This window comes from Chloroflexota bacterium (assembly GCA_016887485.1).
Classification (GTDB): Bacteria; Chloroflexota; Anaerolineae; order Anaerolineales; family Anaerolineaceae; genus Brevifilum.
Window position 1 is genome coordinate 163223 of sequence record CP069395.1, and the last position, 16514, is coordinate 179736.

The 16514-nt window shown below is 49.3% G+C and carries 16 protein-coding genes; 6 read left to right on the forward strand and 10 right to left on the reverse strand.

The genetic code is table 11. From position 1 onward, the window contains the following. Positions 1 to 74 precede the first annotated feature (74 nt). Both JR338_13095 and JR338_13100 read right to left on the reverse strand, forming a co-directional pair. Positions 75 to 1475 carry a sulfatase-like hydrolase/transferase gene (locus JR338_13095; GenBank protein QRN84513.1) on the reverse strand — a complete coding sequence of 467 codons (1401 nt, stop codon included), beginning with the start codon at positions 1473 to 1475 and terminating at the stop codon, positions 75 to 77. Between the two features lie 146 nt (positions 1476 to 1621). Continuing rightward, positions 1622 to 1825 (reverse strand): cytosolic protein, encoded by a 204-nt coding sequence (locus JR338_13100; protein QRN84514.1) that lies wholly within the window; start codon positions 1823 to 1825, stop codon positions 1622 to 1624. Positions 1826 to 1998: 173 nt separating this feature from the next. Here JR338_13100 and JR338_13105 point away from each other — a divergent pair, with 173 nt between their 5' ends. Both JR338_13105 and JR338_13110 read left to right on the forward strand, forming a co-directional pair. Then, the gene (locus JR338_13105) at positions 1999 to 2709 is read left to right on the forward strand and encodes a hypothetical protein (protein ID QRN84515.1); all 711 of its coding nucleotides are present in this window, start codon (positions 1999 to 2001) and stop codon (positions 2707 to 2709) included. A 14-nt stretch (positions 2710 to 2723) separates the two neighbouring features. After that, on the forward strand, positions 2724 to 4031 hold the full coding sequence (locus JR338_13110; GenBank protein QRN84516.1) for an MFS transporter: 1308 nt from the start codon (positions 2724 to 2726) through the stop codon (positions 4029 to 4031). A 28-nt stretch (positions 4032 to 4059) separates the two neighbouring features. On the opposite strand, the gene JR338_13115 is transcribed toward JR338_13110, so the two are convergent. After that, positions 4060 to 5103, reverse strand: a complete 1044-nt coding sequence (locus tag JR338_13115) for a DNA alkylation repair protein (protein ID QRN84517.1) — start codon at positions 5101 to 5103, stop codon at positions 4060 to 4062. 134 nt (positions 5104 to 5237) lie between these two features. On the opposite strand from JR338_13115, the gene JR338_13120 reads away from it, so the two are divergent. Further along, positions 5238 to 6419, forward strand: coding sequence for a YibE/F family protein (locus tag JR338_13120; protein ID QRN84518.1), 1182 nt, complete (start codon positions 5238 to 5240; stop codon positions 6417 to 6419). A gap of 39 nt (positions 6420 to 6458) precedes the next feature. Here JR338_13120 and JR338_13125 read toward each other — a convergent pair whose 3' ends face one another. Next, a complete protein-coding gene (locus JR338_13125) occupies positions 6459 to 6692 on the reverse strand; it encodes a hypothetical protein (protein QRN84519.1) in 234 nt (77 codons plus the stop codon). Between the two features lie 233 nt (positions 6693 to 6925). Between JR338_13125 and JR338_13130 the strand changes: the two genes are divergently transcribed. Further along, on the forward strand, positions 6926 to 8128 hold the full coding sequence (locus JR338_13130) for an MFS transporter (protein ID QRN84520.1): 1203 nt from the start codon (positions 6926 to 6928) through the stop codon (positions 8126 to 8128). Positions 8129 to 8444: 316 nt separating this feature from the next. Here the strand turns inward: JR338_13130 and JR338_13135 are convergent, their stop codons facing one another. The 6 genes from JR338_13135 to JR338_13160 form a co-directional block, all read right to left on the reverse strand. After that, positions 8445 to 9086 carry a CPBP family intramembrane metalloprotease gene (locus JR338_13135; protein QRN84521.1) on the reverse strand — a complete coding sequence of 214 codons (642 nt, stop codon included), beginning with the start codon at positions 9084 to 9086 and terminating at the stop codon, positions 8445 to 8447. 568 nt (positions 9087 to 9654) lie between these two features. Then, the gene (locus JR338_13140; GenBank protein QRN84522.1) at positions 9655 to 10485 is read right to left on the reverse strand and encodes a DegV family protein; all 831 of its coding nucleotides are present in this window, start codon (positions 10483 to 10485) and stop codon (positions 9655 to 9657) included. A 190-nt stretch (positions 10486 to 10675) separates the two neighbouring features. Continuing rightward, entirely contained in the window at positions 10676 to 12235 is a 1560-nt protein-coding gene (phnE, locus tag JR338_13145; protein QRN84523.1) for a phosphonate ABC transporter, permease protein PhnE, read from the reverse strand. Then, complete coding sequence (phnC, locus tag JR338_13150; GenBank protein ID QRN84524.1) at positions 12232 to 13038, reverse strand: phosphonate ABC transporter ATP-binding protein; 807 nt, start codon at positions 13036 to 13038, stop codon at positions 12232 to 12234. Before phnC ends, phnE begins: the two co-directional genes overlap by 4 nt. 97 nt (positions 13039 to 13135) lie before the next feature. Continuing rightward, positions 13136 to 14041 carry a phosphate/phosphite/phosphonate ABC transporter substrate-binding protein gene (locus JR338_13155; GenBank protein QRN84525.1) on the reverse strand — a complete coding sequence of 302 codons (906 nt, stop codon included), beginning with the start codon at positions 14039 to 14041 and terminating at the stop codon, positions 13136 to 13138. 230 nt (positions 14042 to 14271) lie between these two features. Beyond that, positions 14272 to 14691, reverse strand: coding sequence for an acyl-CoA thioesterase (locus JR338_13160; GenBank protein ID QRN84526.1), 420 nt, complete (start codon positions 14689 to 14691; stop codon positions 14272 to 14274). 107 nt (positions 14692 to 14798) lie between these two features. Here JR338_13160 and JR338_13165 point away from each other — a divergent pair, with 107 nt between their 5' ends. Next, positions 14799 to 15281 (forward strand): NUDIX hydrolase, encoded by a 483-nt coding sequence (locus JR338_13165; protein QRN84527.1) that lies wholly within the window; start codon positions 14799 to 14801, stop codon positions 15279 to 15281. 33 nt (positions 15282 to 15314) lie between these two features. Beyond that, complete coding sequence (locus JR338_13170; protein QRN84528.1) at positions 15315 to 16178, forward strand: SDR family NAD(P)-dependent oxidoreductase; 864 nt, start codon at positions 15315 to 15317, stop codon at positions 16176 to 16178. Positions 16179 to 16514: the final 336 nt, after the last annotated feature.

Below are 16514 nucleotides of genomic sequence, written 5' to 3' on the forward strand. Positions count from 1 at the left end.
ACGGATAATTACCGAGAAAGTTTCAAATCGAGCTTTCTTTTGATTGTATTTTATTATATTGATTATCTTATATTTTAATGCAAGTTTCGTGGGTCTCGCCAGGATTCGCTGCCATTATGAAGCGGCAGCATCTTCACGTTGAGCCCATTTTTTACCGGATCGGCGTATTTTTCAAAGAATGCGTCCAATTTCCGGGTCAGGTATTCAATCACCGGCTCGTATTTTGGAAAATCGAAAAGATTAACCATCTCTCGCGGGTCGTTTTTCAGGTCAAAAAGCTCATTTGGACCCTCCGGGTAGCGGCGCACCAGCTTATAATGGGCATCCCGGATCATGCGCACGTCGCCATATTCCCCGATTTGCTCCTCTTTCCAGTCCTCCAGGGGATCCTCATTGGTCAGGATGGAGGCAAAACTGCGTCCGGGGTAGTTCCTATTGACTCGGAAGGCCGGTTCAAAGGGTATTCCGGCATAGTCGAGAATGGTTTGGAAGAGGTCTGTGTGGTCCACAAATTCAGGTCGCCGCTGTTTTGGGAAGAAATGGCTGGGATGGTTGAGGATCATTGGGATTCGCACCGATTCCTCCACCATATTGAGCGGTAAAGTGCCATTTCCCTTGCCCCAAATGCCATGTTGGCCGCAATTTAGGCCGTGATCGGAGGTGTAAATGATCAGGGTGTCTTCCCGCAGCCCCAGTGCTTCCAGTTCATCCAGGATTTGCCCCACCCCCTCGTCAATTTGGGTCACTGCGGCGTAGTATTGGGCGCGCGATTCGTGTGGATCCAGCCGGTATTTGAAGGTTGATTCGAGGTTTTGGATGCCGAAAGGATAGGTTTCACCGCTGGGGAGCTCCTCAAATGTGCATTTGCGGTAGTGTTCGGCTAGCCGCTCGGGGTGACCTTCCCAGGGATTATGCGTGGCGATATAGCCCACCTGCAGGTAAAAAGGCTTCTCCGGGTCCCGCTCCCGCAGGTATTGGATCGCTTTTTTGGTGAAAAGGCGGGTTTTATAACCGTCCATAGGCACAGGCTGTCCATCTTCATAGAAGGTACGGGGGCCGCCATGGGTGAAAGGGTACTCATTGCCGTGCACGAAGGTATGATCAAAGCCGCCCTGGGGATCATTTTCGCTGCCGAGGTGCCATTTTCCGCTCAAGTAGGTTGCGTAGCCGGCGTCGTGCAGGATTTCGGGGAGGACCGTCTCATCCACCAGCCAGGGATAGCCGTCAATATCCACACCGGGGGCGCTGCCGAGGTAGTCATGGATGCCATGCTGGGAGGAAAACCGCCCGGTGAGCAGGCAGGCACGGCCGGGTGAGCAAACCGGGGTGGGGGTATAGGCGTTTTGCATCAAAATGCCCGTTTCGGCCAGGGAATCGAGGTTAGGCGTGAGGATTTCCCGGTTGCCATAAGCGCCATTGGCCCATTGGGCGTGATCATCCGTCAGAAAGAGCAGAATATTCGGTTTCTCGGGCATGGTGGTGTCCTTTTGGGTGATTTAATCCAATAGCAATATAGTTAAAGGGTGATTCGTTTTCATTATAACTGAGCTGTACCCGAAACGGGCAATATAAAATATTAATTTACGTAAAATAATGCAATTTCCGGGTTGATCGAAGGCAATTAGACTTTTCCAGCCTGGACCAGTTCAGCGAAAAGCTCAAACGACCTGTCATAAGTGGCCTCTGCATCATTGGGGAAGGCACAAGCGGGCAGTTCGCGCATTCGCAGGTGGTACTGGATGCACTCACAGCAGATCCCTTTACGGGAACAGGGGGTATAGGAGCAGTTACAGTGGGTCAGATTGCGGTCTTTATTACATTCCATGGCATCTCCTTAATCTTGTGATATTTTCCATTTTATACGAGGGTTATTGGGGCGGCAAGGCAGCCCGGTTGAGTTTCTCAATTTGAAGACCAAACCGGGTAAGAACGCAGCCAAAATGGGTGGGGTTTGATACAATGGAGGATAGTTAATAATGTAAAAGGAAAGGCTAGTTTATGTCCGATCAAACCTTCAGAATTCTACTTCTCATCGCCCGTCCTGCCGCCGGCAAGAGCGAGGTGATCAATTACCTCAAAAACACCCCAGTTGATGAACGGGTAAAGCGGTTCCATATTGGCCCTTTCAGCGAAATTGATGATTTCCCGATGCTTTGGGCCTGGTTCGAGGAGGATGCGCTCCTGGAAAGGATGGGACATCCCCGGCTGCACACCGATGCGGAAGGTTATTTCAGCGAACCTTATCTTTGGGACCTGTTGGTGGAACGAATCTGCCTGGAATATCAAAAACGACAGCGTGATGACCTGAACGAGACTGTGGTGATCGAATTTTCCCGCGGGTCGGAGCATGGTGGCTACCAACGGGCCTTCGCGCACCTCTCCGATGAGGTTTTAGCCAATCTGGCGATCCTCTATCTTAACGTGCCCTGGGAAGAATCCCTGCGGAAAAACCGTGCCCGTTTCAACCCTGAGCGGCCGGACAGCATTTTGGAGCATGGTTTGCCGGATTCAAAGCTGGAAAAACTCTATCGCGAAACCGATTGGGAGCAGTTGACTGAGGGGCATCCGGAAAAATTGCCGATCAAGGGCTTCGAAGTCCCTTATTCAGTTTTCGAAAATGGCGATGACGTAACCACCGCGCAGGGTGCAGCCCTGGGTGAGCGGCTCGAAGCCACACTGAAGACCCTTTGGCAGCGCTACAAGAGCTGATTTAGTCCATTTCAATGCATTATATACGCTCTTTTTTACGCCTGCCGCCTGATTTGGATGTAAAACCAACTGTTCGGCAGCATTTTAAACGCAACTTCCTCGTCAATATGATGGATGGGGCGTTTTGGCTGCTGGCCGAAAGCTTTGTATCTGTCAATACAATCCTGCCGGTCTTCGCCAGCACTCTAACAGATTCGGCCATTTTGATCGGTTTGGTGCCGGCTTTGATCAATGCGGGGTGGTTTCTCCCCCAGCTGTTCATGGCGGGATATGTTCACCGGTTGAAACGCAAGCTGCCCTTTGCCCTGACTATGGCAGCCGTTGAAAGAATTCCTTATTTCGTTTTCCCGCTGGCCGCTTATCTCCTGCACTGGATCCCTGTGACAACCGCGATCTGGCTGTTTATGCTGGTTGTGGCGTGGCGGGGCTTTGCCAGCGGGTTTGTTGCGCTGCCCTGGCAGGTGGTGCTCGCAGATGTGATCCCCGGCCCCGTGCGAAGTCGCTTTTTTGGCATTGGGCGGACGATTGGGCGGACTCTGGCGGTGGGAGGATCGGCGATTTCCGGTCTGATCCTGTCAAAAATTGCCTATCCGGATAATTTCGCGCTGAGTTTTCTGATCGGCCTGGTCTTTATGTGGGTTTCTTTCTTCTTTTTCTCCCGTACAGTTGAACCTGAATCGGCGGACAGCGAAGAAATCCAAGAGGAAAATGCGGTTAAAACACCTCTTTTGGACCTGGCTTCTTTCAAACGTATCTGGCAGGGGGATCATAATTTCAGGCGTTATGTTATCAGCCGAATTTTCTTCCAGCTGGGGAGTATGGCGGTCGGTTTTTATGCCGTCTATGGGATCCAGCACTTCAATTTAGCCGATCAACAAGCAGCGGTCTTCTCGGGCCTGTTGTTTGCCGGAGGGATGGCGGGATTTTTGGTCTGGGGCGTGGTGGGGGACCGTTTTGGTGCCCGAAATATCCTCCTGGCATCCGATTTAATGCAAACCGTGGTCCTGATCATGGTCCTGGTGTCACCTACGGTCTGGGTCTATAACCTGATATTCCTGGTTTTTGGCTTTGCCCAGTCTGGGTATATGATCGGGGAGATGTTGATGGGGATGGGGTTAGGGCCGGAATCGGAGCGGTCGTTGTATTTAGGCCTGGTCCGCACCATCCCAGGGCTGTTTGTGTTGATTGCCCCGCTGATCGGTGGCGCGATCGTGGAAGCTGTGAATTACACGGTGATGTTCCTGGTGGCCCTAGGATTGGGTTTGGTGGGGGTGGGTATGCTGTTGGGTGTCAAGATTCAATCCGCTGGAAGCGCGGAATAACAAATAATAATTGCAATTTCGCGTAGTATTAATTCTTGGTGGGGTTTTTCAGCCCTGTGTCTAGCTTATTGCGCACTTCACGCTTGATTCGGGCGGCCAGACGATGCTTGTGATCGGCCAGGAACTGCTCAACGCCCTTCCGGTCATAGCGAATGGCACGGCGCAGGACCCAGGAGAGTGCTTTGACGATCATATCCTCGTGGTCATCCACCAACATGGCGGCATACTTCAACATCCGTTCCGAGTCGCCGTCTAGGTAGATTGTGCTTACCACCGCAATCCGCCGGTACCAAAAATCAGGGGAAATGATCCATTTTCCGATTAAATCGTCACTGATGACGCCTTGTTTCCAGGTTGGGCCGGAAATAAATTGAGAGAAGGTGTCTGCCGCAGCCCAGTGATTGATGTCTACGCTCAGCGCCTGAACCTTTTCAGGATTCAGCAGGGCAATCGTGCCCGGATGATAATAGATCAGTTCATAGGGGACGAAACGGTAGCCTTCTTCGAAAAAGAGGCGTTCAGCGATCTCCAATAGGGTCTCAGGTGGGGCTTTGCGGTAGAGGCGGGAATAATATTTCCGCACATTTCGGACATCATCCGTTCTGGAGCCAGGCGGAAGCAGGTCAAGGTGTTTGGCGATCGTGCGGGCGAACCATACCGGGGCGTAAATCTCCTGGCCGCCTTCCAAATTGAGAGCATTCGCATTCACCACGCTATCCGCATAGAGCTGCCAGGTCTTCAGCAAGCCATGTTCCACCGTTGCAAGCCAGATAACGCCTTCGTCATTGAATTCCTGTTCATCGGGGATCTGCAGATGAGAGCCGGTGGTCTGACCGATCAGGGCCACGCCGATTGGCAAGAGAACAATCCGACGAATGTAGAGCCGGTATTTGGGGAATTGCGTAAGGTAATCCCGCCAACCGGCAGCTATTCGCTGATAACCCTGCTCGGTATCCCCCGCCAGATCCACAAACGTGTGGTCTGGTGCCAGCAAGGCAGCCACGCCCTCGGCATTATTCTGGTTCACCTGTTGGACGAAATCAAGTACGACCTTTACTGGTTCAGGCAGCATGGTTTCACCTCCTGCAGCAATGCTAATCATATCACGAAACCATCTGAGTTTGTCTGGACAAGGGTAGGCACCTCCTTTTTACGGTGAGATGTGCTAGAATTTTTGGACTAAAGTTCAATAATTAAAGGAGACCTATGAGTCGCAAGACGTTTATGATCATCCTTCGGATCGCAGCAATCATTATTCTGGCTGTGGTCTTAGTCCCGAAAATTGTGGATTATCTCAATCAACCCGATGAGGAAGAAACGGTCATCGGATATAACTCGCAAACGGTCCCCGCGGTTGTTTCGGGTATCATCGAGGAAGGCGAGGTGACCCTGGGGGAGGTGACCCAGCCCTATCAGATTGTTGAAGTGGAAATCGAAGAAGGGGAGTATGCCGGGTTGTTTTATCAGATCGAATATGGCACCCGACAGATCCGCAATGAAATGATCCTCCTGGATGTGGGTGATAAATTGATGGTGACCGTCTCCACCATGCCCACCGGGGATGTTTCGGTTCAATTTACTGACTTTTATCGCACGGATTCGCTGGTCTTGCTGCTGGCGATCTTCATTTTGGCCAGCGTGGTGATTAGCGGCTGGAAGGGCGTGCGCTCTGTACTGGGCATCCTGCTCAGCCTGGCAGTGATCATTTTGATCATCCTCCCGGGTATTCAGGAGGGTAAAGACCCCCTGATGATCAGTATCTTCGGCGCCTTTTTCTTTATGGCTTTTAGCCTCTACCTGGTCTATGGCTGGACGGTGAAGACCCACGCAGCGGTTCTGGGATCACTGGTGGCTTTGGTGATCACCGGCTTTTTAGCCTTTATTTTCGTCAATCATGCCCGGCTGACGGGGTATGGGGATGAGAATATGTTTTATATTTCCCAACTCACCAACAACAACCTAAATGTACGCAGTTTGCTGCTGGCTGGGGTGCTGATTGGGACTCTAGGCGTGCTGGATGACCTGGTGATTTCTCAGGCGTCTGCGGTTTTTGAGCTCTTCCGCAACAACCCGGAATTAACCTTCAAGAAACTCTTCCGATCAGCGATGAATATTGGGCAGGATCACATCGCAGCCACGGTGAACACCCTTGTGCTGGCCTATGCCGGCGCGGCGCTGCCGATGCTGCTGCTGTTTTCTTTCAGCAATGTCAATTTCACGATGGCGCTCAACCTGGAATTCATCGCCGAAGAGATCGTCCGCACAATGGTCGGTTCACTGGGGTTGTTCGCGGCGGTGCCCATTACAACGGCGCTCTCAGCCGGGATTGCGGTAAAATATCGCAATTTCGGGAAATTTAAGACCTATTTAGGGCCGCTGAACGAGTAATTAAAATCAAAATGGCTGGGTTTCCCAGCCATTTGTTGTTTAATTGAGGGCATATGCTTGGTTGGGGTTGTCTTTGGTGATTAGATTGATTGTGGCGAGGTCCAATCCCCGGGACTGCAGGTTTGGGATCAGGTCATTGGCCAGGGCCGAATAGCCTCGAATGCCGGTTTCAGAGATGACACTGGGAGAGCCGGGTTCAAATATCCCGGCACCCTGTGGAAGCAGGATGTGTTCCGGTAGACCATTACCCAACAGACTTTCAATTCCATTCATTATGTGGGTCCGGTAGATTGCAGGGGGGCCGGGCAGTCGGTTTCGATATAAGCGCCCTGATAATCCATTTGGGATCCTTGTGATGTTTCTGCTCAGAAAAGGTAGTCGAAATACACACTTGTGATAATCGACATTTAACACCCCTGGGAGTCCATGATGGCCTGCATACCCTTTACCAACCCCCTTAGGGATGATACGATTGGTGAATTCTATACAAAGTAACAGGAGAACATATGCATTATTCCAATGCCGCAATCCAATCTGAGCGGCGGAACGAGCGTTTGAAATTTGGCACATACGGCGTTAGTTTTATTTCTCTGGGCTTGGCATTGGCCGCCCTGGGTCCCATGCTGCCTTCACTGGCTGAAAACCTGGGGGTAACAATCGGCAAGATCAGCTTTGTGTTGACCGTCAGCAATCTGGGTTACTTGATCGGTTCAGCGGGCGGGGGGCGTCTTTATGATCGCCTCAAAGGGCACCGATTGATGTCTCTGGCCCTGATATTGATGATCGTCAGCGCTATCCTGGCGCCGTTGATGACCAATTTTTATCTCCTCTTGCTGGTTTTTCTCATTTTTGGCTTTGGTAATGGGTTGGTGGATGTCGGCGGGAATGTGAATTTGCTTTGGGTGTTCCAGTCTCGGGTGGGGCCGTATATGAATGCCCTCCACTTCTTCTTTGGCGTAGGGGCTTTTCTGGCTCCGATCATCCTGAATTATGTGATGACCCTGACTAATGGGGCGATCACCTGGCCCTTCTGGATCCTGGCGATCCTTTTTTTGCCTGGGTTACTGGGATTAAACATTCTGCCTTCACCGGAAAATCCTGAAGCGGGGGAGGAAACCGAATCGGCTCAGAAGCCCGATACAGGTCTGGTCATTTTGATTATGGCGCTGTTCTTCCTGTATATTTCGGTCGAGGCAGGTTATGGCAGTTGGGTCTTTACCTATGTCACCCGACTGGGGATTGCCAATGACACCGTCGCATCTTATATCAATTCCGCCTATTGGGGCGCGCTGACCCTTGGACGCCTGATCGCCATCCCGCTTTCACGCAAGATCAAGCCGGGCACCTTATTGGTGGGCAATTACGTTCTGGCGATTATTATCCTGGTGATGTGGATGATCTGGCCTGTTTCGCCCTGGATGCTCTGGATTGGTTCAGCAGGCTTGGGGTTGGCCCTGGCTTCAGTTTTCCCCACATTGCTAGCCCTGGGGGAGACCCGGATGAAGGTTACCGGTGCAGTCACGGGGCTGTTCTTTTTCGGCAGCAGTCTGGGGGGCACAATTATTCCCACTCTATTGGGGTTGATTTTTGACAAGGTGGGTAGTTACCATATGATCCTGACCTTATTTGGCCTGGCTTGTGCGGGCTTTGCTGTGTTGGTGTTGACCTTGTTGGCCTCGAAACGAGTAGGTGAGAAGAAAAGAATTTAGTACGAAAAAGCAGTGGGAGGTTATTGTTTCCTCCCTCTAAAAGAGGGATTATTAAAGTAGAAAATACAGACAACTAGCAGGTGCATGTGGGTTGCGGGGCTTTTTTGGGGGTGGAGGTTGAGAGACCTGATATCAGTAGTTGGAGAGTAATGCAATGTTAATAACCGCAAGGTATCGAATAAAAACTCCTTGCCTCTTGATTCAAAATATAGGTAGACAAAGAGGAGGATTGAGCCCAGAATCCTATGTAGTATAGTGATAGCCTGTTACAACCTTTGTAAATCTTTGTTTGTAAGAAAACTTATTTTTTTGTAAGTTACAAATAGTATAAGGTTATTGCAGAAACGATATTGGCAATAAAATGAGAAAGCGCACTTATCCAAGCATTGTTTGTTTTTTCGAATATTATCCCGTAAACCAGGCTGTTGAAAAAAATAAACAATAGGTCAAAAATCACAATGGAAAAGTTTCCATCTGTCAAGTGGCCCATCGAAAATAAGATGGAGGTAATTATTATTGTTGGAATGGCGGGCAAAAATGATCTTATTTGTTTTTGAAAGAAAGCACGCCAGGCAATTTCTTCACCTAAAGCAAAAATCGCTAGTTGGATAATCAATAAACCTATGGAAGAAACTGAAAGAATTGATGAACTTCGTGCGATTATGTGATCCTCATACCCTGGTAAGAAAATTTTTGCCAAAATATCAGCAGCAAAATTTATAACTAGAGGGAGTAAAATCCATAACCATATTTTTAGATTTTTTAAATTTTTTCCTATTGATCTTATTTCTAATCCAACATCTTGAAATGATTTTTTTTCAATAATTTTAAAGATAAAAAAGAAAGAAAGACCTAGTAAAATGGATAATCCGGATGTTGAAACCCCAAAAACATTTCCAAATGTAATAATTACCATCAATACCAATACAGCAATCTTTACTACTTTGTGTGTTTTCATTTGTATAAACGCTCACTAGATTTATTAATTCAATATTACTTTAAATAATTTAAAATAATTCCAAGGTTCAAAGCGCAACATTTTCGAAAAAAACCATATCAGTAAAATGCGATAAACGAAATGATACACCTAACTATTTTAATTTCCATTGGACATATGTCATGATTATTACCTAGAAATGATCCAAAGAGGATCTCTTATTACAATGATGGGTCCATGTAATCCCAATCAAAATTATCATAAAGGCTGATCAATCAGAGGCATTTTTAGAGCAGTTTTTTTTTGGAAAGTATGTAGTTTATGTATGCTTTAATGGCGTTTTTTCTTAACTTACACGCTACTGTTGAGTTGGCTTTCCCTTCAATTATTTCTTATCATGGCTGAGAGAGGAATGTGAGATAGAAATCACTGTCAGGGTGAAGGCAAGACCTGGCTTTGATGACTAGTTTCTTTCCCTTATAGAATGGAGTGTATTCCAAAAGGCGTTCATAAAAATAAATGAGCCTTGTGTTTTAAATGAATAGATTCCATAAGTGGAAAAGCCGTTATTTTGAATGCCATGAACTTACTAATTCTTCAAAAACAAAATCCCGATGGTGTTTGGTCCGCAATGGCTGCCGATGGTTGAGCCGGCCACTGTGATGAGAACATCCTTGATATCAGCCATTGACTTCAGCTTCTCAGCCAGGTAGTCGGCATCCTCCGGGCAGCCTGAGTGGGTGACGAAAACGCGGGTTAGGTCCACGTTTGGCAAGTCATTTTTGAAGCCGGACAGTAGCTCATTAAGCGCTTTCTGGCGTGAGCCGCGAACCTTATCCCGCACGCCTAAAGTGCCATCCGGTCGGACGTTGATGATCGGTCGGATCTTGAGCATTGACCCGAAGATCGCCTGCAGTGCAGTGCAGCGACCGCCCTTATACAGGTAGTCCATCGTGTCGATTACAAAGGCGGTCCGAACCTTATCCCGTGAGGCCAAAACTTCAGTCGTGATCTCATCTGCATCCAGCCCGGCATCACGGAGATCAGCGGCCTTGAGCGCTAACAGGCCGATCCCCGTGGAGAGGTTGAGTGAGTCAATCAGGTGGATATCACCCCGGTTCATTTGATCTTTGGCCAGTTCGGCGTTCGCCATCGTGGCAGAAAGCTGGGATGAAAGGCCGATGTAAATTACGGGCTCAGGCTCGGAAAAGAAATCAATGAATTCCTGCACTGAGGGCGCTGCGGTTTTTGGCAGTTCCCCCGTTTGATCCACACTGGAAAACAGGAAATCCAGGGTCAGATCATCATCAAAATGATCCTCACCTTTGACCAAAACGTGCAGAGGAACAGAACCGATCCCATGCGCGTTGAGGAGTGGCTGGCCAAGATCGGCACAGCTATCCGTTTTTATGGATATCATGATGACCTCATCTATAAATTAATCGAATAAAGATCGTTCAAATGATGAGGTCATTATAGCATGAGGGCGAATTTGGATAATATGTCAGGAATCATTCAAAAAAAGGTCTTTTCATCAAGTTTTTTCATATTGGTGCAATAAAAAAGGGCTGCCAATTTTGGCAGCCCTTGTAGTCAACTAATGTCCAGAACTAAACGAAGCGCTCACGAATCTCAGCGCTGACGTAGTCCAGGATCGCCACTGTGACGGCGATGAACCAGACGGCAATACCCGCTGCCCGGTAATCCAGGTTGCGGATCCACTGGACAAGCAGGTAGCCAATACCACCGCCGCCGACCATACCGATGATGGTGGACATACGGATGTTGACATCCCAGCGGTAGATCGTGAAGGACACGAAAGGTGGGATCACCTGCGGCACCACGGCGTACATGACAATCTGGAACCAGTTGGCGCCGGTGGCTTGAACAGCCTCAATCGGGCCATTATCGATGGATTCGATGGCCTCAGAATAGAGTTTACCGAGGGCGGCGATTGAGTGTACCGTCAGGGCCAGGATCCCGGCCCAGGGGCCGAGTCCCACGATGATTACAGCCAAAACAGCCCAGATCAGCGGCTCGATGGACCGGATGATGTTGAGCACCCCTCGCACGAGGTAGTAGATACCCAAAGTGAACACATTCGCGCTCATCAGGTTCCGAGCTGCCAGGAAGCTGACCGGCAGAGCTAAAATAATGCCAAAGAAGGTGGCCATCATGCCAATGAAGATGGTTTCAATCATCTTTTCGATAGCGAGTTTTAGCTCTTCACTAAACACCCATTCATCTAGGACTGTTGTTTGGCGTCCCTGCAGTTCCCACTCAGAACCGCCTGCCATATAGGATTCAGGGATGGTCCGATAAGGCCAGTTGATTGTGACTTCAAATTCGCCGTTTTCATCCGGCATTACAATCACAATTTCGCTGTCCTGACGCTGCCGGAAGTCTGACCCGGTGGGATCACGCCACCAAATTTCAACCTCGACACCGGGTAGGAATCTATAGCCACGGACATTCAATTCAGTCCCCAAGTGGACGATTGTTTCACCGCTTTCTAGGTCCTCCTGTGTGCTGAAATCACCACATGTCGGATCTACGATCAGGTAAGGACCTTCCTCAGTTGGTGTGTTTGGCTCAGGCACAGAGCCGTCTGGGCAGGGGCTGATCATTATTAAGCTGCCCATCTGTTCATCCTCAAGGAAGGTGATCGCACGCGACCAGGGCCATAGAACTTTGGAGAGCGCAGGGATAGCATCGTCAAACTGCGTGACAAGTGCATAAAAATCAATCTCACCGATCTGCCAACCGATAAAGAAGAATACCAGCAGCAGGGCGATAAAAACCATAAATGGTTTTCGAGTTTCATGACCCTTGCGGGAATTCACTGCAACTTTATAGGCATCATAGATATTGTAAAGGTAAAGAATGACGATCAGGATCGTGATCAGAAGCATGACCGGATCCAGATGGAAGGCTTTCTTGATGATGGCGATAGCGCCGGTGTCGCGCGGGGCGGCATCTCGGAAACGCCAAACCATCAACCCAACAATGGATGCGAAGCTGAAGAAAAGGATCACACCGCGGCGTACCATGCGGGAGAATGCCTGACCAAGGCCAGGGATGATCGCCGAAAGGATGGCTGCAACTGCAGGAGAAACCAGGCCAGGTTTAAATTCTTTTTCTTGATATGCGGGTTTACGTCGTACTTTCATGCCTGACCTCCTTCCGTTTCAATATTACCTTCGAGGTTACCCCCGCCAATGCGTTCGGCATCTTCACCGTAGATTCTCTTGAATTCTTCGTTGGTCATATTGGCGATATCTTTCTTTGTGCCCTGATAAACCAATTTGCCCTGGCGTAAGCCGATCACGGAAGTGGAATATCGCTGGACGAGGTCCAGATAGTGCAGGCTGCACATGATTGTCAGGTTATCTTCCCTATTGAGCATTTCAAGATGTTCCAGAATGGAATGGGCCAACACGGGATCTAGGCTGGCAACAGGTTCGTCAGCAAGCATCAGTTCCGGATCCTGCATCAGGGCCCGACAAATGCCGACACGCTGCTGTTGACCGCCGGAGAGTTCCCGGGCAGCTTTATGCGCCTGGTCCTCGATATCCATCCTTTTCAGGACCTGCCAGGCTTTGTCACGATCTTCTTTGGGGAAACGGTGGATCATAGTTGGCCAGGTTTTGTTATACCCTAACCGGCCGGTGAGGATATTGGTGAGGACAGTGGAGCGTTCCACAAGGTTAAAGTGCTGGAAAACCATGCCAATCTTGCGACGGGCTTGCCGAAGCTCATCACCTTCGAGTTTTGCCAAATCCACGCCATTCCAGAGGATTTCTCCATCCGTTGGGTCAATCAGACGGTTGATGCATCGTAATAGTGTGGACTTGCCAGAACCAGAGAGGCCGATAACAATCAAGAATTCACCATCGGGAACGGTGAAGCTGACGTCATCTAGGGCTAAGGTCCCGTCTTCATATATTTTCGTCAAATTTCGAATTTCGAGCATAAGGCTAAATTCCTTGAACTAAATAAACCCCTATTAATTCAGAAAAGGGGGCTGGGTTTCCAGCCCCCTTTTGTTGGATATTACCTATACGATGATATTACTCACCCATCAGGGTTTCAGGATCGATACCAGCTGCATCCAGAACCTGGCGGAATGGATCATAGAAGGAGTCATCCTTCGCAACCAATTTGGTCCATTCGTAAGCAGCGTCAATAGCTGCAAGGCCTTCTTCGGTCTCGTTGATGGTGAGGAGCGCGTTTACGATGGCTTCACGGATTTCAGCGGGGACAGAGGGGCTGAATTGAACGCCATCATTGGGGATATCGACGGAAACGTTGATAACCTTGGTGACTTCCATGATGTCAGGATAATCTTCTTCCATCGAGGAGCGAACGTCAATGTAGGTTGAACCAGCGTCGCAGGTGCCATCATAAACACCAGCGGCAACGGCGTCATGTGAACCAGCGTCCACAACTTCGGCCAGGTCAGTTTCTGGATTGATGCCAGCGGCCTGCATGGTGACCATGGGGATGATCCAGCCAGAGGTGCTCAATGGGTCAGGGCGGCAGTAAGTCTTGCCGGCCAGATCCGCAATGTCATTGATGCCACTGTCTGCACGGGTGATAATCTGACCGTTGTAGGAGGGGCTGCCATAGCGTTCGGAAACGAGGGCAACATCAGCAACACCACGAGCGGAGGCAACGAGGTACGCAAAGGTTGCCAGGGAGGCCATGTGAGCCTTGGGTGGGTCAGCCGAGAGGGCTTCGATCACGCCAGCGTATTCGGTGGCGACGAAGGGTTCAATGACGAGACCGGTCTCATCATAGAGAATGGCGGCGACATCTTCAAAGCCAGCCAAAACCGTGTCTGTTTCGCCAGAGGGAACAAGGGCCCAGATGATTGGGTTCTCTTCGGTGCCAAGCGCAGCCTCTTGTTTACACCCAGCGAGGGTGAAGCTGGCGATCACCATCAGAGCGATCACAACATAAGCAATCTTCTTCATGTCTACTCCTTCAAATAGAGATAGAAATTGAGTGTGGTAAATCCGCTTATAAGTATAAATGAAGTATCAGAATCATACAAATCAAATTAACCGGTTTTTTATCCCTCTTACGTCATACAAGTAATAATTTTAACAATAATAGAATCCGTTTGGGCTAAAATAATAAACTAGACGATGTGGATATTCTAAAAAACCTGTCTGGTTTTTATTATTATTGTATTTTTACTGGATTAATTCAATGCCAAAGCCTGTTGATAGAGGCGGTAATCTTCCTCAGATTCGAGTTCCAACTCAATGCCGTGGGGTTGGGCTTTGCCATTGTTATCGACATGAACAAAGGTGATGAAACCGCTGATCACCGCTTCTTGTTTATTCTGGGGGGTCAAACTGATATAAGTCGTCAGCGAGGTCCGCCCGCCTTTTACAATCCGGCTTTTAAAACATGCGATGTCTCCTGCGGTCATTGGCTCGGTGAACATCAGGCCGTGCACTTTCAGACAGACGATATTCCCGGCCGGCAGGACACTGGCGGCAGCAATGAAGCCCGCCTCAACAAACCACTCTGCACAACGGCCGGCAAAGAGCGTCTTGTGGTGGTTCAGGTCTTCACTTTTTATTAGGCGATCATAATTAAATGTTTGGGGTCTCATTAAACACCTCCGATTTTTCGGTTAGTGAGTGATAATACCATGATCTGAACAAGTTCGGGAGGAAGGAGTAGAATATCCTTTGACTTGAATTTATTTTGGAGAACATAATGAAGTATCTACCCTATGGTGAATTCCTGCGATCTCTGCCTCGCAAGCGGATGGCAGCCGGCGCATTGATACGAAATGATCACGGAAAAATCCTGCTGGTCAAACCTGTCTATAAAGGTGGCTGGAGTATTCCCGGTGGGGTGGTTGAAGCTGACGAAGCGCCCAAAACGGCCTGCATCCGTGAGATCCGGGAGGAATTGGGGCTGGCATTGGCGATCAACAGGTTATTGGTGGTGGATTACAACTCACCGCATGGTGAAAAGACCGAATCGCTGATGTTCATTTTTGATGGCGGCTATATTAGCGAAGATGACATTGCTGGGATCACGCTTCAGGATGGGGAATTGGAGGCTTTTGATTTCTTTACCCCTGATGCGCTGCCTGGCTTGATGAGTCGTTCTCTACGGCGGCGAATTTTGGTCGCTTTGGGGCAGGAAAATGCTCAGGGCGGGATCTATTTAGAAGATCAGGAGTATTGTTAACTGAATAGCTTGATGGGAAAAGGATTGATGGTCATGGATGTTAATTTGCAGGGTAAAGCAGTTGTCGTCACTGGTGCGACCTCAGGAATCGGCCTGACAGTGGCTGAGAAGATGGCTGAGGCAGGGGCTTTTGTGGTTGGGGTGGGGCGCTCTCCTGAACGGAATGACCGGGCTGTATCGTCTATCCTTGAAGTTGTCCCAGAGGCCCAGGTCACGTATTTACTGGCGGATCTTTCCAGTCAGGCTCAGGTGCGGCGCCTGGCGGGTGAAATCAAGGACAGACTTACCAAAGCCGGCTTTTCTCAGCTGGATGTGCTAATTAATAATGCGGGAGTTTATATGATCCGCAGGGTGTTCACCGAAGATGGGATTGAGATGACCTTTGCGGTGAATTTCCTGGCGGGATTTCTGCTGACGCATGAGCTCATGGATTGGCTGGCGCGGGCGAAGGGGCGGGTATTGATGTCGAGTTCATACTCCCACCGCACGACGCCGCTCTGTCTGAGCCGAATTGTCCGTCCCTGGCCCCATCTTGGGGTGATCGCCTACAAACGCTCGAAATTGTCCGATGTTTTGCTTGCCTATGAACTGAACCGTAGAAATTTTGGCGTTACAGCTTTTGCAGTGGACCCCGGCCTGGTCAATACGGAAATTGCTTCCAAAGGGGGAACAGGGATTGAGGAATTAGTCTGGCGGCGTAAGCGCCTGCAGGGCACTTCGGCTGAGGTCCCAGCGCAGACTTACCTATACCTTGCGGGAGCGCCGCAGGTTGATACCTCGAAGGGCTATTACTTCAAGGACAGCGTATACCTGCGTCCCAGCCGCCAAAGCGAGAACCCGCGCCTAGCCCGGCGTTTATGGAATCTGGCATCTGGTCTGACGGGGGTGAGCTGGTAGGAAATAAAAACCTTCCCCCCTTGAGGGGAAGGGTGCCCACAGAGGGGCACCCCTACGAAAAAGAACAATTTGGAAATCACTAGAATATTAGATAATCCCGTAGGGGCGGCTCTCCGTGGCCGCCCAAAGGGCTACAATCAGCATGTATTATTGTTAAATGGTTTTAGATTCTTTGGGGAAAGAGATGAATCAAGAAGACAATCTAACAAATCATCGTAAATCTAACCGATTGAAGGAATATGATTACTCTCAACCTGGAGCATATTTTGTTACGGTCGTCACTCAAACAAGAAGTTGCTTATTCGGAAAGATTGAAAATGGCAAAATAAACTTGAA